Source organism: Streptomyces sp. NPDC051172, assembly GCF_040682555.1.
Taxonomy (GTDB): domain Bacteria; phylum Actinomycetota; class Actinomycetes; order Streptomycetales; family Streptomycetaceae; genus Streptomyces.
Window position 1 is genome coordinate 1 of the sequence record NZ_JBFBBE010000094.1, and the last position, 17844, is coordinate 17844.

Genomic DNA, 17844 nt, shown 5'->3' on the forward strand with positions numbered 1-17844 from the left:
CCGGTCGGACCTGATCGACGGCTGCCTCATCGAGACCGGACTGATCATGGGAGCCGGATGATCGATCGGCCCGCCACCGCGAGTTCAACCCCGGTAGTTGCCGGTGTCGATCACGGCGACGTTCTCGGCCGCGCCGTCGAGGATGCCCGCCGGCAGGTCCGGGATCGCCTTGACGGGGATCGTGATCACCACGACCTCCGCGCCGCGCGCCGCCTCCTCCACGGGTACGGGGGTCGCGCCGGTCTCCTCGGCCAGTTCGGTGAGGGTGTGGGGACCGCGGGAGTTGGCGACGGAGACGTCGTGGCCGAGTGCGGTGAGCCGCCGGGTGAGGTTGCCGCCGATGTTGCCCGCGCCGATGATGCCGATCTTCATGACAGGCCCTTCCCTGGACGATGCACGTGCATAGGTCTGGGTCGCGTCAACCTCGGAGATCGGTGGCCTATTCCGCGGCTGCGGCAAACGGGTGAGGGCCCTCAGACCCGTACGACGATCTTGCCCGTGTGCCGGTTGGACTCCATCAGGCGGTGGGCGTCCTGGATGCGGTCGAGGCCGTCGAGTACCTCGCCGACGACCGGCCGGAACCCGCCGTCGGCAAGGCCCGCGTTGAGGAAGGAGGTCGAGCGGCGGCGGCCGGCGGGCGTGTTGGTGAGGATCATGTTGGCGTAGGTGTGGAGGGTGAAGGGCCAGTTCCGGGGGATCTCGGCCGGGCGCGTGTCCAGCCAGCCGTAGACGACCACGGAGCCGCCCGGTGCCAGGCCGTCGGCGAGCGGGCCGAAGCCGGGGCCGCCGATCGCGTCGAAGATCACTTCGGCGCCGTTGCCGGCGGTGAGCCGCTTGACCTCCTTGGCCACGGCCTCGGGTGTCGATCCGCCGGTGACGATCACCTCGGCCGCGCCGAGCTCCAGCAGCCGGTCCCGTTTCTCCTCGGTGCGGGTGGTGGCGAGCGGGATCGCGCCGATGCGGCGGGCGACCTGGATCGCCGCGGTGCCGACGCCGCTGGACGCGCCGGTGATCAGCACATGGTCGCCGGGCCTGAGGCCGGCGGTCTCCAGCAGGGCGCCGTACGCGGTGGTGTACGCCAGCCAGGCCGCTGCGCCGGTGACGGCGTCGACGGAGGCAGGGCGGCGCAGGACCGCGGTCTCCGGGAGGACGACCTGCTCGGCGTACACGCCCTGGGCGCTCATCTCGATGCCGGGGCCGGTCATCACCGGGTCGCCGACCGCGAGTTCGGTCACGCCCTCGCCGACCGCCTCGACGACGCCCGCGGCCTCGTAGCCGAGACGGGAGGCGGGCAGGGCGGGCTGGTAGTAGTAACCGCCGCTCCGGAAAAGAGCCTCGGCACGGTTGAGGCCCAACGCCTCGACCCTTACGAGCACTTGGCCCGGGGCGGGGTCGGGGACGGTCACGTCCTCGACCATCAGCACCTCAGGTCCGCCGATTTCATGGAAAAGCACTGTGCGTGCGGTAATTGGCATGCGGAACACGCTAGGCGGCGGGATGCGAGACGATCCATGTCCACCACTCTCCCTTTTCTGTCCGATCGTCTCTCCGGTACGGCCTCCGGCTACCGTTCGGACATGGACGTACTCAGTGACGCCGTGAGCGCGATGCGCACCGGGCGGCCGCACTCCTCGCGCCGGGACAAGTACGCGCCCTGGGGCATGCGGTTCGAGGCATCCCCGGGGGCCGGGTTCCATGTGGTGCTGCGCGGGTCGGCGTGGCTGATCCCGGCGGAGGGCGAGCCGGTCGCGGTCGGGCCCGGGGACGTGGTGTTCCTGGCGCACGGCCGGGGACACGCGCTGGCCAGCGGGCTCGACGTGCCGCTGGAGCACGTACGGCCGGGGTCGGACAACCGGTGGCCCGCACCGCCGCCCACGCCGAGGGCGGGCACGCCGGACGCGGTCCTGCTCTGCGGCGCCTACCAGATGGACCGCAGCCGCACCCACCGTCTGGTCTCCGAACTGCCGGACGTGGTGCACCTGCCCGCCCAGGTCGGCGCCCACCGCTCGCTGCGGGCGGCGGTGGAGCTGCTCGGCATGGAGCTGGAGGAGCCGCAGCCCGGCTCGGACGCCATCGTCACCTCGCTGCTCGACACTCTGCTGCTGTACATCCTGCGCGCCTGGTGGCAGCACGACCGCAAGGCCACCGGCTGGTCGGCCGCGCTCGACGACCCGGCCGTGGCCGCGGCCCTGCGCGCCATCCACGGCGACCCGGGCCGCCCCTGGACGGTCGAGGAGCTCGGCGCCGAGAGCGGTCTGTCCCGCGCCGCCTTCGCCCGCCGCTTCACCACGCTGGTCGGCGAACCGCCGCTCGCCTACCTCACCTGGTGGCGCATGACGACCGCGGGCCGCCTGCTGCGCGAGGAGGACCTCCCCCTGCGGCGGATCGCCGAACGCGCGGGCTACACCTCGGAGTTCGCCTTCGCCAAGGCGTTCAAGCGGGAGTTCGGGGTGGCGCCGGGGCAGTACCGGAGGCAGGTGTCCTGAGGCCGGCCCGCGCGGCACGACGAAGGGGTGCCCGTCCGCCGTGCGGACGGGCACCCCCGGCAGGTCCTACTTGTTCAGGTACGCCCAGAACTCGTCGAACGACAGCACCTTGTCGCCGTTCAGGTCACGGGTCTTGATGATCACCGCGGCGACCGACTCGGTGACGTTCCAGTCGCCCCCCTGGGCGAGGGCGGTCTTGAACTCGGCGGCGGTGATGAACCCGTCGCCGTCGGTGTCGATCCGCTGGAACTCCTTGCGTGCTGCTTCGATGTCGGCCACCGATCCGCCCCTTTTCTCCGTGACTGCGTGTCTTGCCGTCGTGTTGACGCAGGTCAGATTAGCTGGCCACGCGGGCCTTCAGTGCGGCGACCACCCAGGCGAACTCCGCCTCGTACGCCGCCTGCGGTCCGAGCCCCGCCACGACCGCCCACAACTGGCGGTAGCGGGCCACGCGGACGTTGGAGCCCGCCTCCAGCCGCTTCAGCACCTCGGCGGGGTCCGTGTCACCGAGCAGCCCGCGCAGGAGGTCCTCGGCCTCGGGCGCCTCGGGGGCGACGCCCCGCTCCAGGGCCTGACCCGCGAGCTGCACCAGGCGGCTCATGAACCACAGCGAGGTGCCCGCGGGCACGTCCGGGCCGCGGTCCGCCGCGTTGAACTCGATCATCCTGCGCATCAGCGTCCGGAACCCGGGGTCCTGCATCATCTCGGCGAGCTCCACCCAGGCGTCGACCTGCTCGGGGGTCGGCTCGTCCGGCAGATCCGCCGGGGCGAACCGCATCCGCTTGCGGATGTCGGGGTCCGCCGTGTCGAGCCCGTCGAAGATCTCCGTCGTGAAGTCCTCGACGATATGGGCCCGCTCGGCGGCCGACAGCCGCGCCAGTTTGTTCATCAGGGTCATCTCCTCTGCGGTCGAGCCGCGTCGCGCCACGGTCGACAGCACCGCGCGGGTCACCTTCAGCGAGCGGATCTGCGCGTCCAGCGCCACCACGTGCGCCGCCGCGACCTGAGCGACCGTCCGCTCCCCGTCCAGCACCTTGCGTACGTCGTCCAGGCCGAGGCCCAGTTCACGCAGCGTGCGGATCAGCTCCAGACGGGCGGCGGAGGCGGCGTCGTAGAGCCGGTAGCCGCCGGAGGAGCGGGTCACGGGGGTCAGGACGCCCTCGTCGGACCAGTAGCGGATGGTGCGCACGGTCAGTCCGGTGGACCGCGCCAGCTCGCCGATGGTGAGAAGTCCGGTGCCGTCGTACGGGGGGTCTGGGGGGTCTCCCCCCGGATAACGCAGCATGTGTGCGAGTCTGGGCCTTCCAGTGGGTGGAGACACAAGGAGCGAGCGCGATGGAGACGTTGCGGGACGTTCTCGACGCGGCGGCCCGCGGTGTCTTCCCGCCGTCGGACGGCAATACGACCGTCGTGCCGCAGGCCTCGCACCGGGACGCCGGGGTCATCGCCTTCACCGCGCACTCCGTCGTCTTCACCGACGAGGATCCGGACTGGGTGTACGAGACACTGCGCGCCGTCGACAGCGACGAACTGGCCGCGAGCATGAACGCGCGGTTCCTCACGGCCCTGCTGGAGCGGACGGGTCGCCGGACCGACACGATCGACGCGCTCCTGGTCGGTGATCCACTGCCGGGCGGGCCTCCCCTCACCCTGACGGAGATCACCGACGCCGGTCATCCCCGGGCCGCCCGGGCCCGTACGCACCGCGACGACGTGCGGCTGTGGGCGGCGCAGGGCGGCGTGGTGGTGCTGGGGCGCGGGGTCGCCGGGCGGCTGGAGGTTGCGGTCGAGGTGGACGAGGAGGTGCGGCACCGGGGGCTGGGGCGGCAACTGATGACGGCGGCGCGGCAGCTGGCCGGGGAGCCGGTGTGGGCCCAGGTGTCGCCGGGGAACGCCCGCAGCATGCGGGCGTTCCAGGCTGCGGGCTACCGTCCCGTGGGCTCGGAAGCGCTGCTGCTCAGTGCCACGGCTCGTAGTACGGATTGCTCTCGCAGTCGCTCATGATCTCGACCTTGGTCTTCTTGTCGACCGGGCAGACGCCGATGATGTACTGCCGCGCGATGCCGCCGGGGAAGGCCACCTCGACCTGGTCGGCCCATTTGTGGGTGTCGCCGATGGTCTTGTTGACGTCGACGCCGCCGGGAGCGTCGATGTAGTAGTTGTAGCCCGACTTGTACCAGGTCTTGTAGAGGTCGTGGTCGTACGTCGTCGACACGTACGGGGAGGGCTGGTTGACCAGGACGTACTGCTCGATGTCGTACTGGCCGTTGATGACGTCCTTGGGGTGGAAGCCCTGCTCGAAGACGGTCGCGGGGGCGCGGCTGTCGCTGCGGTAGAGCGTGCCGCAGGTCTTGCGCCAGACGGGTCGGGGCGTGATGCGGTCGACGTCGACTCGGCGGTCGACGGCCGCCTTGACCGGGTCGTCGAACTGGGGACAGGCAGGAGCGGCGGCCTTCGCGGGGGTGGCGGTGGGGGCTGTCGCGGCCGTCGTCGCGAAGAGGGCCGTGAGGGACAGGACGACGGCAGCGGCCCGCCGCCGCAGGCGAGTTGTGATCATGGGGTGGACGATCCCCAACCCACGGCGGCCGAATGCGCGAGGTCACCCGTTCGGCGGCGTGTCCCGGGCCCCTCAACTCACCGTGTTTCAGCGGAAGATGCCCGTGTGACCGAGCGAGTAGCGGCCCGGCTGCGGGTACACCGCGAGACCGTGCGGGCCCCTGCCGACCTTGATGCGGGCCAGCTGGGTGCCGGTGCGGGTGTCGATGGCGTACACCTCGGAGTTGTAGCGCCCCGACAGCCACAGGACCTTGCCGTCCGCCGAGACGCCGCCCATGTCGGGGCTGCCGCCGTTCGGCAGGTGCCACTTCTCGGTGAGCCTGTTCTGCGCGAAGTCGAAGATGGAGATGGTGCCTTCGCCGCGGTTGGAGATGTACATCTCGCGCGAGTCGCGGCTGACGTAGAGGCCGTGGGCGCCCTTGCCGGTGGGCAGGAGGGTGGGCTTGGTGAACTTGTCGCCGTCCAGGATCCACACGCCGTCGGCCATCATGTCGGCGATGTAGAACTTCTTGCCGTCCGGCGAGATCTTGACGTCCTGCGGCATCGCGCCACGGAACGGCAGCTTCTGCTGCCCGATCACTTTCATCTGCTCCGTGTCGACCTTGAGCAGCTCACCGCTGAACTCGCAGGAGACGATGAAGTAGCGGCCGTCGACGGAGAAGTCGGCGTGGTTGACGCCGTAGCAGCTGACCGGAACGGTCTTCTCGACCTTCATGGTGTGCGCGTCACGGAAGACGAGTGCGCGGTCGAGAGAGGCCATGACGATCGCGTACTTGCCGTTCGGCGTGAAGTAGAGGTTGTAGGGGTCGTGCACGTCGACGGCCTTGCCGGCCTTCCCCGTCCGCGGGTCGATGGGAGTGAGGGTGTTGCCCCGGTCGTTGTTGACCCACAGCGTCTTCATGTCCCAGGACGGGACGACGTGCTGGGGCTGCCTGCCGACCGGGATCGTCTCGATGACCTTGTACGTCTTCGGGTCGATGACGGAGACCGTGTTGGAGTTGGTGTTGGGGACGTAGACGCGGGACGGGAAGTCCTTCACCACCGGGGAGAGCCGGTTCGGGCGGTCGGCCGCATACACGTCGTTCGGGTCGAGGACGGGCGGCATCCCGGCCAGGCCCTGGACGGCGGCCTTCTTGTTCGGCGGGGCGACGGCGGCCTTCTTGCCGAGGGCCTCGTCCTCGTGGTGGGGGGCGCCGGTGCAGGCGGCGAGGGTGGTGAGCGAGACGAGGGCGGCGGTCGCGATGAGGGCGTGGGTGAGCCGGGTGGGGTTCATCAGCTGAACAGCTCCGTGGTGGTCACCGCGGCCAGGCCGCGGCGGGCGAGTTCTTCCAGTACGACGGGGAGGGCAGCGACCGTGTCCGGGTACCCGAAATGCATGCTCACCACGGAGCCGTTGCGGACCTCGTCGAGGACCTTGCGCTGGACGGCATCGGCGCCGGGCCGGGTGTAGTCGAGGGAGTCGACGTCGTACGAGAGGACGTGCGGATAGCCGGCGCTGCGGGCCAGACGCAGGACCAGCGGGGACGCGAGGGGCGCGCGGGAGGGGCGGAACCAGGTGCCGATGGAGCCGGTGAGGTGCTCCAGGCGGTCGGCGCAGGCGGTGATCTCGCTGCGGGCGTCGGCCTCGGACATGGTGTTGACGGCGAGATGGCGCTGGGTGTGGTTGCCGAGGTCGTGGCCGCCGTCGACGATGCGGCGGGCCATGTCCGGGTACTGGTCGAGCCAGCTGCCCACGGCCAGGACGGTGAGGCGGGCACCGCGCTTCTCGGCCTCGGTGAGGAGGGAGTGGGCGACGGCGGGGTCACCTTGGCCGTGGAAGGTGAGGGCGACCCGGGGGTGGGTGCGGGGGCCGTGGGTGAGCTGGGCGGGTTGACCGGGGAGGCGGCGGGGGACGGGGGCGGCGGATGGCGTGGGGGACGGGGTGGACGACGGGGTGGACGACGGGTGCGCCGGTGAAGTGGGGTGCGCGCCGGCGCCGTTCGGGGCGCACCCTGCGGTGAGGGCGCCTGCGGCAAGGAGGCCGGCACCCGTGCGGAGCGCCGTGCGGCGGTCGGTCGAGGTCACCGCACCATTTAAGAGGGGAAGGGTAAGAAAAGGGCCGATTGGTCCGATCGGGGGACATTCTTCGGGTCGCGCAAGAAGAAATTCAGCCCACTTCAGCCCCATCCAGCTCGTCCGGCGCTTGAGGACGAGGCCGTCAGGCCGACGGGGTTCAGGGGGGTGCGGCCCCCAGGGACGGCAGCCCCCACTAGCGGTCGGCGACCCTCATCTCGAACCAGGTCGTCTTGCCGCGCGGTAAGAGGTCGACTCCCCAGCGGTCGGAGAGCTTGTCGACCAGGAACAGGCCCCGGCCGCTGATGTCCGTCTCCTGGACCGGCATCAGACAGGGCAGGCCCCGGGAGGGATCGCGGACCTCGATGCGGATCCAGCCCCGGCGGCGGCGCATGCGAAGGCCGAAGACCCGGGCGCCGGTGTGGCGGACCGCGTTGCCGACCAGTTCGGAGACGAGCAGGACGGCGTCCTCCGTCATCTTGGGTGTCAGGCCCCACTGGCGCAGGACCACGACCTGGGTGAGCCGGCGGGCGGTGGCGGCGGACTCCGGACGGGACGGCAGCGGGACCTCCGCCTCGGTCGGGTTGCCGAACAACTCGAGCGCCTTGAGCGCCCGTTCGTCCTCTACCGCGGGCGACCAGCGCGCCGCCGTCGCACGGCCGTGTCCCCGCGGCTGTTCGATGCCCTCCAGCCCCGCCATGCCCCCCATCATGGCCGCCCAGAGCGTCCTCCGGGGCCGTTCCTGAGGAATACGCCCCCCGGAATACGTCGTTCCGAATAGGTCGGTTGACATATGCCAAGGGCAGTTCAGAGGCATCCACAGCCCGCCCGACCTGGGCTGAAGGCCCTCCTGGTGGCAATCGACGGTCTCCCTCGACAAGGCAGACTTAAGGTTGCCTTAAGGCTCCCATAAACCGCCCCATCGAGGGACCCCGGATCAGACATCGTGTCAATTGCAAGCGGTTCAGAGGAACTTCGCCTTGCCCGGTCCCTCCTCCACGAAGCTGCGCATCCCGCGCTCACGGTCCTCCGTCGCGAACAGGCCCGCGAACCAGTTCCGTTCGACGGCGAGGCCCGTCTCGATGTCCGTCTCCAGACCGGTGTCGACGGACTCCTTCGCGGCCCGCAGCGCGATCGCCGGGCCCTGTGCCAGCTTCGCCGCCCACTCGTGCGCGGCGGTGTAGACCTCCTCGGCCGGCACCACCCGGTCCACCAGACCCAGCGTCAGCGCCTCGTCCGCCCTGACCATCCGGCCGGTGAAGATCAGGTCCTTCGCCTTCGACGGGCCGACCAGCCGGGACAGCCGCTGGGTGCCGCCGGCGCCCGGGATCAGGCCCAGCAGGATCTCCGGCTGGCCCAGCTTGGCGTTCTCGGCCGCGATCCGGTAGTCCGCGCACAGCGCCAACTCACAGCCGCCGCCGAGCGCGTAGCCCGTGATCGCCGCCACCACCGGCTTGGGGATGCGGGCCACCGCGGTGAACGAGTCCTGGAGGGCGCGGGCGCGCAGGACCATCGCCGTGTGGTCCATGTTCTGCATCTCCTTGATGTCCGCGCCCGCCGCGAACACCTTCTCCCCGCCGTACACGATCACGGCCCGTACGTCGTCACGCCGGGTCGCCTCCTCGGCCAGCTCCTTGAGCCGGTCCTGGGTGGCGACGTCCAGCGCGTTCATGGGCGGGCGGTCGAGGCGGATCGTGCCGACGCCTTCGGCGACTTCGAGATTCACGGTCATGAGGGCAGGTTAACGTGCGCTAACGACAACGGCCCCGGTGCGATCGCTCACACCGGGGCCGTACCTCGACACACGTCTACGACTTCCACTGCTCCCACGACATGTTCCAGCCGTTGAGCCCGTTGTCCGGGGAGACGGTGTCGTCATGGGCGTGCTTGACGATCACCACATCGCCGACGATGGAGTGGTCGTACATCCAGCCGGCCGGCAGGCCTCGGTCGTAGCCGCCCCGCACGTCCCGCAGGCCGATGCAGCCGTGGCTGGCGTTGTAGTTGCCGAAGGCGTCGCCGGACCAGTAGTTGCCGTGCAGGAAGGTGCCGGAGTCGGTCAGCCGCATCGCGTCCGGCACGTCCTTGATGTCGTACTCCTTGCCGAGGTTGACCGTCTCGCTGTTCATGCGGGTCACCCGGAGCTTCTCGCTGATCACCATCTGGCCGTTCCAGGTGTCGTAGCCCGGCTTGCCGGTGGTGACCGGGATGGTCTTGATGACCTTGCCGTCCTGGGTGACCTGCATCTGGTGGGTCTTGGCGTCGACGACGGAGACCTGGTTGCGGCCGATGGTGAACTCCACCGTCTTGTGCTGCGTGCCGTAGACGCCGGGCCGGCCCTCGACGCCGTCGAGGTTCAGGCTCACCGTGACCTTCGTACCGGACTTCCAGTAGTGCTCCGGGCGGAAGTCGAGGCGGTCGTTGCCGAACCAGTGGCCCTCGACGTCGACGGCCGGTTCGGTCTTGACGGTGATGGCCTTCTTGACGTCCCCGGGATGTGTGATGCCCCGGGTGAAGCGGACGGAGAACGGCATCCCGACGCCTACGGTGGAGCCGTCCTCGGGAGTGAAGGTGCCGATGAAGGTGTTCTGCGGGGTGAGCGTGGTGAAGCTGGAGTCCTCGGCCGCCTCACGCCCCTCGGAGTCCTTCGCGACCGCGTGCACCGTGTACTTGGTGGACGCGGCCAGATGGGTGGACGGCGTCCAGCCGGAGCCGTCGGCGGTGATCTTCCCGGATATCTCCGAGCCCTTCGCGTCCTTGACCTCGACCTCGGTCAGCTTGCCCTTGCTTGCGCCGACCTTCAGTACGCCGCTGGTCTCGACGGACTTCGCGCCGTCCTTGGGGGCGATGGTGACGACGGCCACCGACTGCTTGGTCTGCGCCGCGCCCGCATCCTTGCCCTTGCCGTCGCCGGAACCGGATCCGGAACCGGAGCCGCCCCCTCCGCAGGCGGTGACGGCCAGCAGCAGCACCCCGGACACGAGTGCCAGCCGCCCCTTGCCCCCACGCCTGCGCGCGTCAACCGACGCCCCCGATATCGGCCGCACGTTCAAGTTGTTCTCCCCTCGCGGGCCCTGTTCGGGCCCGCACCCCGGCGCGTCCCGCCGCGCGCATTGGCGCATATTAACTGCAAGATTTTGGGGATCGTGTCAGCTGAATGTCACCGTTCAGTCGCAACTTTGACCATGCACCTGGCGCAAGCCCCGTCCCCCTTCGGGTTATTTGACCGCGCTGCCCGCCTTCCATGCCTTCCAGCCCATGTTCCACCCTCCGAGACCGTTGTCGGGAGCGACCTTTTTGTCATTGCTGTGGACGACCTCGACGACGTCCCCGACGAGGCTGCGGTCGAAGAACCAGCCGGCCGGGGTGTCGGAGCTGCCGCCCTTGACGTCCATGAGCCCGACGCAGCCGTGGCTGACGTTGACGTGGCCGGGGGCGTTCGGCGCCCAGTAGTTGCCGTGCAGGAAGGTGCCGGAGTCGGTGAGGCGCAGGGCGTGCGGGACGTCCGGGATGTCGTACTCGCCCTTGCCGTTCTGCTTCTTGAAGCCGACCGTGGCACCGTTCATACGGGTCAGCTCATGCATCTCCATCACCACCATCTTCCCGTTGTAGGTGGTGTGCTTGGGCGCCCCGGCCGTGATCGGGACCGTGGCGAGCAGCGCGCCGTCCCGCCGTACCTGCATGGTGTGCGCGGCCGCGTCGACCACGGAGACCTGGCTGCGGCCGACGGTGAAGGAGAACGTCTTGTACTGCAGCCCGTAGACACCGGGCGCGCCTTCGACGTCGCGGAGGCGGAGGGAGACGGTGACCTGGGTGCCGGGTTTCCAGTACCGCTGGGGGCGGAAGTCGAGGCGGTCCTTGCCGAACCAGTGCGGGCGGATCTCGACCGGTGGTCGCGCGGTGACGTGAATGGCCCGCTCGACGGCCGCGCGGCGCTCGATCTCACGGTTGAACTCCAGAGAGACGATCATTCCGGTGCCGACCGTGGAACGGTTCTCCGGGGTGACGTAGCCGATGAACCGCTCGTCGGGGACGAAGGTGGTGAAGGTCGCGTGCCGTGCGGACCTGCGGCCGTGGCCGTCCAGGGCCACCGCGTCGACGGTGTACTTGGCGGCCAGCGCGAGCCGGCTCTCGTCGGGTTCCCAGCGCAGGCCGTCCTCGGAGATACGGCCGGGCACCTCGGAGTCCTGTGCGTCCTGGGACTTGACGACCTTCACCGACTCCAGGCGGCCGCTGGGCACCCGCACCTGGAGCCTGCGGCCGGGGCGGACGCCCTTGCTGTTGTCGTCCGGGGAGATCCGGATGACGTCCTCGGGTGCCGGAGCCTTGCCGAACGCCTCACCGATGTCGGTGCGGTCCGCCGGGTCCGCAGTACAGCCGGCGGCTCCGGCCAGCAGTCCTGCCCATGTCAGTACGGCGGCCAACGCGGCCCCCGCGCGCCGTGCGCGCCCTTGTCCATGCCTCACGAGCTTCCCAACGACCGGCCCCGCCCTGGGGAAACGTGTGTGCGGTGCGCTCCGCGGGCTGAGCCATCGATCAGCCGCGGCGCCGTTGTGGCTGGTCGTGCCCCGCGGCGGAGCCGCATGTCGGCTGTGGCACCAGCCGCTGACGCGGCGGGGCCCCGCGCCCCTTCAGGTCGCTGCCGAACCGCACGCCGGGGTCGTTTGGCCAAGCTCTGGGCAGAACAGTGGGGAGGACGACGCAAAGGGGAGCCGCGGCCGGGACGCTGTGCGCTGCTTCAAGGTCGTTCCGTGAGCCGTGGGAGGCGGACTGGTGTCCAGCGCAGCCGAGCAGGAGGCGGTGGCCGAGGGGCGCGCCGAAGAGGGTGAACGCCCGGCCGGCGTGGTCAACGGCGCGTCCCGCAAGGTGCCGGGCGTGCCCGTGCGGCCGGGTGCGCCGATGCCGCTGGGATCCAGGTTCCGGGTCGGCCCGGACGGGGTCGCGGGCACCAACTTCGCGCTGTGGGCGGGCGGGGCGGAGGCGGTGGAGCTGTGCCTGTTCGACGAGGCCGGCAAGGAGACCCGCGCCCGGCTGACCGAGCTGACGCACGAGATCTGGCACGGCTTCGTGCCGGGTGTGATGCCCGGGCAGCGCTACGGCTACCGGGTGCACGGCCGCTGGGACCCGTGGACCGGCGGCCGCTGGAACCCGGCGAAGCTGCTTCTCGACCCGTACGCGCGCGCGGTGGACGGCGACTTCAGCCTGCCGCCGGAGGTCTACGGACACGTCCGCGACTGGCCGCAGCAGCAGGTCGCGGACACCGTGCGCGACGACCGGGACTCGGCGCCGTACGTTCCCAAGGGTGTCGTGGTCCACGATGACGACGACTGGGCCGACGACCGCCGCCCGAAGACCCCGTGGGCGGACTCGGTCATCTACGAGCTGCACGTCAGGGGGTTCACCGCCCTGCATCCGGGGATTCCGGAGGACCTGCGCGGCACCTACGCCGGATTGGCGCACCCCGCCGCCGTCGAACACCTCGTCAAGCTGGGCGTCACGGCTGTGGAGCTGCTGCCCGTGCACCAGTTCGCGCACGAGGACCATCTGCTGCGCCGCGGTCTGAGGAACTACTGGGGCTACAACTCCATCGGCTACTTCGCGCCGCACGCCGCGTACGCCGCATCCGGTACGACTGGCCAGCAGGTCGGCGAGTTCAAGCGCATGGTGCGCGCGCTGCACGCGGCCGGCATCGAGGTCATCCTCGACGTGGTCTACAACCACACGGCGGAGGCGGGCGAGCTCGGCCCGACGCTGTCGCTGAAGGGGATCGACAACCGGGGGTACTACCGGCTGCAGTCGGACGCGCGGCGCTACGCCGACTACACGGGCTGCGGCAACACGCTCCATGTGGTCCAGCCCCATGTGCTGCGCCTGATCACGGATTCACTCCGCTACTGGGTGACGGAGATGGGCGTCGACGGCTTCCGCTTCGATCTGGCAGCCGCCCTCGCCCGGTCCATGCACGACGTGGACATGCTGTCGCCGTTCCTCGCGGTCATCGCGCAGGACCCGGTGCTGCGGCGGGTGAAGCTGATCGCCGAGCCGTGGGACGTAGGGTCGGGCGGCTATCAGGTGGGGGCCTTCCCGCCGCTGTGGACCGAGTGGAACGACCGGTACCGCAATGCCGTACGGGACTTCTGGCGGGGCGCGCTGCCGGACGTACGGGATCTCGGGTACCGGCTGTCGGGGTCGAGCGACCTGTATGCGTGGGGCGGCCGCCGGCCGTACGCGTCCGTCAACTTCATCACCGCGCACGACGGTTTCACCCTGCGCGACCTGGTGTCGTACGAACGCAAGCACAACGAGGCCAACGGCGAGGGCAACCGGGACGGTTCGAACGACAACCGGTCATGGAACTGCGGGGCGGAGGGGGAGACGGCCGACGAGCGGGTACGGGGGCTCAGGCGGCGGCAGCTGCGCAACCTGCTGACGACCCTGCTGCTGTCGACGGGCGTGCCGATGCTGGTGGCCGGCGACGAACTCGGGCGCACCCAGCGCGGCAACAACAACGCCTACTGCCAGGACAACGAGATCAGCTGGCTGGACTGGGGACTGCTGGAGGAGCCGGGCTGGAAGGCCCTGTTCGACCTCACGGCCCGGCTCATCGAGCTGCGGCACCGGCATCCCGTGCTGCGCCGCCGGGCCTTCTTCTCGGGGCGGGCGCACTCGGCCGACGGTCTGCGCGACCTGGCCTGGTTCACCGCGCGCGGCACGGAGATGACGGAACGGGACTGGTACGCACCCGCCGCCACGCTCGGCATGTATCTGTCCGGGCGGGACATACCGGGCCGGGACGAGCGCGGCGACCCGATCCTCGACGACAGCTTCCTGGCCGTCCTGCACGCCGGGGACCGCCCGGTGAGCTTCGTGCTGCCGGGTCCGCCGTGGGCCGAGCAGTACGAGGTGGTCGTCGACACGTCGAGGGAGGCGCAGGGGGAGGCGCCCGGGGTGGTGCACCGGGCGGGGACGGCGATCACGGTGCCGGCGCGGGCGGTGCTGTTGCTGCGGGTCGGCTGAGCGGTCGTCCTGGCCTCCCTCCTGAAGAAGGCCGGCTGCTGAGCGCTCCGCAACGGACGAGCTAGCCGAGAATTCCCCGCTCGTACGCCGTCGCCACCGCCGCCGCGCGGTCGTTGACGCCCAACTTGCCGTACAGATGGGTGAGATGGGTCTTCACGGTGGCCTCGCTGATGAACAGTTCGCGGGCGATCTCGCGGTTGGACGTGCCCTTGGCCACCAGGGCGAGGACCTCACGCTCACGGGCGGAGAGGGGCTCGTTCCCGGGCGGCCTGGGGGTGCGGACCGCGGAGACCAGGCGGGAGGCGACGGCGGGGGACAGCACCGTGCGGCCCTCCGCCGCCGCGCGGACGGCGGTGAAGAGCTCGTCGCGCGGGGCGTCCTTGAGCAGATAGCCGGTCGCGCCCGCCTCGATCGCGGGCAGGGTGTCGGAGTCGGTGTCGTACGTCGTCAGGACGAGGACCTTGGCCCGGGCGCCGCGCCGGGTGAGCTCCGCGATCGCGTCCACTCCCCCGCCGCCCGGCATCCGCAGGTCCATGAGGATCACGTCGGGGTCGAGGGCCGCGGCCCGCTCCAGCGCCTCGACGCCGTTCGACGCCTCGCCGAGCACGGTGAACCCGGGGGCCGAGTCGAACATGCCGCGCAGGCCGTCGCGTACGACGGGATGGTCGTCGACGATCAGCAGGGAGATCCGCGGGGTGCCGCTCACGTCAGCTGTCATGGCGGACCAACGGTACGCGAGCCGACACTGCCGTGCCGTGGCCCGGTTCCGTCTCGACGGTCAGCGAGCCCGCGATGCGTTCGGCGCGGGCGCGCATGCCGTCCAGGCCGAAGCCGCCGGAGCCGGTGCGGGCCGGGAGCGCGAGAGGGTCGAAGCCGGTGCCGTCGTCGCGAATGTCGAGGATCACCTCGTCGCCCAGGAAGGAGAGGGTGACGCCGAGGCGTGCGGCGCGGGCGTGGCGGGCCGCGTTGGACAGGGCCTCCTGGGCGATGCGCAGCAGGGTGGCCGAGACCTCCTCGTGGAGCTGTTCCGCCGTGCCGGTGACCGTGAACTCGGCGCGTACGCCCGTCCGTTCGCCCCATGCGGCGACCGTCTTCTTCAGTGCCTCGGGCAGTCCGGCGTCCGCCAGCTCCACCGGCGCCAGGTTGTGCACGGAACGGCGGGCCTCGCCGAGGCTGTGCCGGGCCAGGTCCATGGCGCGGCCCAGGTGTTGGCGGGCCTGCTCCGGGCCGGGAGTGTTGGAGACGACCTGGAGCTGGGCGATGATGCCGGTCAGGCCCTGGGCGATGGTGTCGTGGATCTCGGCGGCGAGCCGACGCCGCTCGTCGGCGACCCCTGCTTCCCTTGCCTGGACGAGGAGTTGGGCGTGCAGGGCGGCGTTCTCGTCGAGCGCCTGCTGCAGGGCGGCGTTGGTGCGTTCGAGTTCGGCGATGGTCGCGGTGCGTTCACGGGCCCGCTGCATCTCCTGCTCGGTGAGATGGGCGATCACCATCTGCAGGCCCGAGTTGGCGACCAGGAGCGCGGCGAAGACGGCCCACTGCACTCCGCTCCGGAACGGCATCCCGCCGGCCTGCGCGCCGGCCACGGTGACCGCGCTCGCGAGCAGCCCGAGCCGCTGCCACCGTCTGCCCGGGATCGTCTCGTCGGCGTCCATGTAGCCGGCGGCTGCGTAGAAGGCGAAGAAGGGGTTGATCCAGGTGAGTACGAAGGCGAGGACCCAGCGGACGATGTAGTACGCCGTCCCGGTCCGGGACGGCGTACGGCCGCGGCCGGGCCGGCGCACCCGGACGCCGTGCCACCCCAGCTGGAGCACGACCGCGGCGCCGAACAGGACCCAGGCCGTGTACCACTTGGCCGGGGAGGCATGCGGGTCGGAGGTCGCGAGCGCTGGGACGAGACCGATGAGGAGCAGCCCGTACGGCCCCCAGGTGTGCAGTTGATCCCAGCGCCGGTCGATCTGGCTGTCCCCCACGGTCATGTCCTCAGTGTGCACGGCCGCCGCCTACTCCCAACGGAACCAGCGGCTCGCCGCACCCGTGAGCAGCAGGATCCACATCGCCAGCACACCCAGGTGCGCCCAGCCCGGCCAGTGCCCGGCCGCCGCCCGGTTCAGGGCCTGCGCGGCCGCTCCGAAGGGCGTGTACCCGACGATACGGGCCATCAGATGCGGCATGGCCTGCGTCGGCAGCCACACGCCCGCGCAGAACATCGACGGGAAGAAGACCGCCGAACCGATCGCACCCGCGATCTTCGTCGTACGGGACAGCGCCGCCACCACCGATCCGAGAGCGAGAGCGGCCAACACGGCCAGCAGCAGGGCGAGGACGTATCCGAGGGGCTGTTTCGGCAGTCGTACGGCGAAGGCGAGGCGTCCGACCGCGAGGGCGAGCAGCGCGGACACCAGGGCGGCAGCGCCGTACACCACCATCTGCGCGGACAGCAGGGCGCCCGGCCGGACCGGAGTGGTGGCCATCCGGCGCAGGATGCCGCGCTCCCGGTAGCCGGTGAGGGTCTGGGGCATCGACTGCAGACCGCCGACGATCATGCCGAGCAGCACGGCGACCGGGACGTAGACGTCGATGGTGCGCAGACCGCCGAGGTCGGCCTGGTGGTCCCGGAAGGACGGGATGGAGCCGAGGATCACCAGCAGCAGGGTCGGGAAGAGCAGGATCCAGAAGATGGCGCCGGGTTCGCGGCGGAAGAGGCGGACCTCGGTCTTCAGTACGGCGGTGCTCATGCCGCTGCCTCCTCGGTGTCGGTGTCGCTGTCGTCGGTCTTGGTCAGGTCGAGGAACGCGTCGTCCAGCGTGGCGTCCACGACACGCAGTTGGTGGGCGGTGATGTGGTGGCGGGCGAGCAGGGTGATGACCGCGTTGACCGTCTCGTCCGTGCCGGAGAGGGTGATACGGCCGTCCTTGCGCTCGACGGACGCGAGCGCGGGCAGCGCGGCGAGGTCACGGTCGTCCAGCGGGGCGGACGGCGTGAAGCTGATGACGGTGGCCCCCGCCGAGCGCCGGATGAGGCCGGCCGGGGTGTCCAGTGCGGCCACCCTGCCCTTGTCGATCACGGCGATCCGGTCGCACAGGCGCTGCGCCTCCTCCATGAAGTGGGTGACGAGGAGAACCGTCACGCCACTGGCCCTGACGTCCTCGATCAGCGCCCAGGTGTCTCTGCGGGCCCGCGGGTCCAGGCCGGTCGTCAGCTCGTCAAGGACGACCACCCGCGGGTTGCCGATCAGGGCGAGCGCGATGAACAGGCGCTGCTTCTGGCCGCCGGAGAGCTTGCCGAACCGGGTGGTCAGCTTCGCGGTCAGGCCGAGGCGTTCGGCGAGCGGCGTCCAGTCCAGCGGGCCCGGGTAGAAGGAGGCGTACAGTTCCAGCGCCTCGCGGACGGTGAGCTTGGGCTGCAGCTCGCTCTGCTGAAGCTGGGCGCCCAGGACGCGGGCCACGCGTGCGTGGTCGGCGACGGGGTCGAGGCCGGTGACGCGGACCCGGCCGGCGTCGGGGACGCGCAGTCCCTCGACGCACTCGACTGTGGTGGTCTTGCCGGCGCCGTTCGGGCCGAGGATCCCGAAGATCTCGCCCTCCTCGACGGCGAAGGAGACGCCGTCGACGACGGTCCGGCCGCCGTAGGACTTGCGCAGTTCGGTGACTTCGATGACGGACATGGCATCAGATTCGCGGGAAGGGCCCCGCCGCCACATCGGCCGTCACGCTCGAAGTGGCATCGACCGATC

At 70.7% G+C, this 17844-nt stretch carries 17 protein-coding genes and 1 pseudogene; 3 read left to right on the top strand and 15 right to left on the bottom strand.

The features are described 5' to 3' along the window. Positions 1-93: 93 nt before the first annotated feature. Together AB0N07_RS37675 and AB0N07_RS37680 are read right to left on the bottom strand one after the other, a co-directional pair. A pseudogene (locus tag AB0N07_RS37675) lies at positions 94-432 on the bottom strand (NAD(P)-binding domain-containing protein); the annotation flags it as partial. 41 nt (positions 433-473) lie between these two features. After that, positions 474-1475: a zinc-dependent alcohol dehydrogenase family protein gene (locus AB0N07_RS37680; RefSeq protein ID WP_365843109.1), complete on the bottom strand. Its 1002-nt coding sequence runs from the start codon at positions 1473-1475 to the stop codon at positions 474-476. A gap of 102 nt (positions 1476-1577) precedes the next feature. Here AB0N07_RS37680 and AB0N07_RS37685 point away from each other — a divergent pair, with 102 nt between their 5' ends. Next, positions 1578-2486 carry an AraC family transcriptional regulator gene (locus AB0N07_RS37685; protein ID WP_365843111.1) on the top strand — a complete coding sequence of 303 codons (909 nt, stop codon included), beginning with the start codon at positions 1578-1580 and terminating at the stop codon, positions 2484-2486. 66 nt (positions 2487-2552) lie between these two features. Here the strand turns inward: AB0N07_RS37685 and AB0N07_RS37690 are convergent, their stop codons facing one another. Together AB0N07_RS37690 and AB0N07_RS37695 are read right to left on the bottom strand one after the other, a co-directional pair. After that, entirely contained in the window at positions 2553-2765 is a 213-nt protein-coding gene (locus tag AB0N07_RS37690; protein ID WP_365843114.1) for an EF-hand domain-containing protein, read from the bottom strand. 58 nt (positions 2766-2823) lie between these two features. Continuing rightward, positions 2824-3771, bottom strand: a complete 948-nt coding sequence (locus AB0N07_RS37695; protein ID WP_365843116.1) for a MerR family transcriptional regulator — start codon at positions 3769-3771, stop codon at positions 2824-2826. A 50-nt stretch (positions 3772-3821) separates the two neighbouring features. Between AB0N07_RS37695 and AB0N07_RS37700 the strand changes: the two genes are divergently transcribed. Beyond that, positions 3822-4490, top strand: coding sequence for a GNAT family N-acetyltransferase (locus AB0N07_RS37700; protein ID WP_365843118.1), 669 nt, complete (start codon positions 3822-3824; stop codon positions 4488-4490). Here the strand turns inward: AB0N07_RS37700 and AB0N07_RS37705 are convergent. The 7 genes from AB0N07_RS37705 to AB0N07_RS37735 form a co-directional block, all read right to left on the bottom strand. Next, positions 4444-5043: an ADP-ribosyltransferase gene (locus tag AB0N07_RS37705; protein ID WP_365843120.1), complete on the bottom strand. Its 600-nt coding sequence runs from the start codon at positions 5041-5043 to the stop codon at positions 4444-4446. The two genes, AB0N07_RS37700 and AB0N07_RS37705, sit on opposite strands and share 47 nt — an antisense overlap. 87 nt (positions 5044-5130) lie before the next feature. After that, positions 5131-6315, bottom strand: a complete 1185-nt coding sequence (locus tag AB0N07_RS37710) for a hypothetical protein (protein WP_365843123.1) — start codon at positions 6313-6315, stop codon at positions 5131-5133. Next, the gene (locus AB0N07_RS37715; protein ID WP_365843126.1) at positions 6315-7106 is read right to left on the bottom strand and encodes a polysaccharide deacetylase family protein; all 792 of its coding nucleotides are present in this window, start codon (positions 7104-7106) and stop codon (positions 6315-6317) included. Before AB0N07_RS37715 ends, AB0N07_RS37710 begins: the two co-directional genes overlap by 1 nt. 184 nt (positions 7107-7290) lie before the next feature. Beyond that, a complete protein-coding gene (locus tag AB0N07_RS37720) occupies positions 7291-7794 on the bottom strand; it encodes an ATP-binding protein (RefSeq protein ID WP_115905786.1) in 504 nt (167 codons plus the stop codon). A 264-nt stretch (positions 7795-8058) separates the two neighbouring features. Next, a complete protein-coding gene (locus AB0N07_RS37725; RefSeq protein ID WP_365843129.1) occupies positions 8059-8826 on the bottom strand; it encodes an enoyl-CoA hydratase-related protein in 768 nt (255 codons plus the stop codon). A gap of 76 nt (positions 8827-8902) precedes the next feature. Next, complete coding sequence (locus AB0N07_RS37730) at positions 8903-10147, bottom strand: Ig-like domain-containing protein (protein ID WP_365843131.1); 1245 nt, start codon at positions 10145-10147, stop codon at positions 8903-8905. 165 nt (positions 10148-10312) lie between these two features. Beyond that, positions 10313-11560, bottom strand: a complete 1248-nt coding sequence (locus AB0N07_RS37735) for an Ig-like domain-containing protein (protein WP_365843133.1) — start codon at positions 11558-11560, stop codon at positions 10313-10315. A gap of 307 nt (positions 11561-11867) precedes the next feature. Here AB0N07_RS37735 and glgX point away from each other — a divergent pair, with 307 nt between their 5' ends. After that, positions 11868-14111, top strand: coding sequence for a glycogen debranching protein GlgX (glgX, locus tag AB0N07_RS37740; RefSeq protein ID WP_365843135.1), 2244 nt, complete (start codon positions 11868-11870; stop codon positions 14109-14111). Between the two features lie 61 nt (positions 14112-14172). On the opposite strand, the gene AB0N07_RS37745 is transcribed toward glgX, so the two are convergent. The 4 genes from AB0N07_RS37745 to AB0N07_RS37760 are packed head-to-tail and all read right to left on the bottom strand — an operon-like array spanning position 14173 to position 17775. After that, complete coding sequence (locus AB0N07_RS37745; protein ID WP_365843137.1) at positions 14173-14829, bottom strand: response regulator transcription factor; 657 nt, start codon at positions 14827-14829, stop codon at positions 14173-14175. After that, a complete protein-coding gene (locus tag AB0N07_RS37750; RefSeq protein WP_365843139.1) occupies positions 14819-16087 on the bottom strand; it encodes a sensor histidine kinase in 1269 nt (422 codons plus the stop codon). Before AB0N07_RS37750 ends, AB0N07_RS37745 begins: the two co-directional genes overlap by 11 nt. A gap of 24 nt (positions 16088-16111) precedes the next feature. Then, complete coding sequence (locus AB0N07_RS37755) at positions 16112-16846, bottom strand: ABC transporter permease (protein WP_365843141.1); 735 nt, start codon at positions 16844-16846, stop codon at positions 16112-16114. Further along, complete coding sequence (locus tag AB0N07_RS37760) at positions 16843-17775, bottom strand: ABC transporter ATP-binding protein (RefSeq protein ID WP_365843143.1); 933 nt, start codon at positions 17773-17775, stop codon at positions 16843-16845. Before AB0N07_RS37760 ends, AB0N07_RS37755 begins: the two co-directional genes overlap by 4 nt. Between the last annotated feature and the right edge of the window lie 69 nt (positions 17776-17844).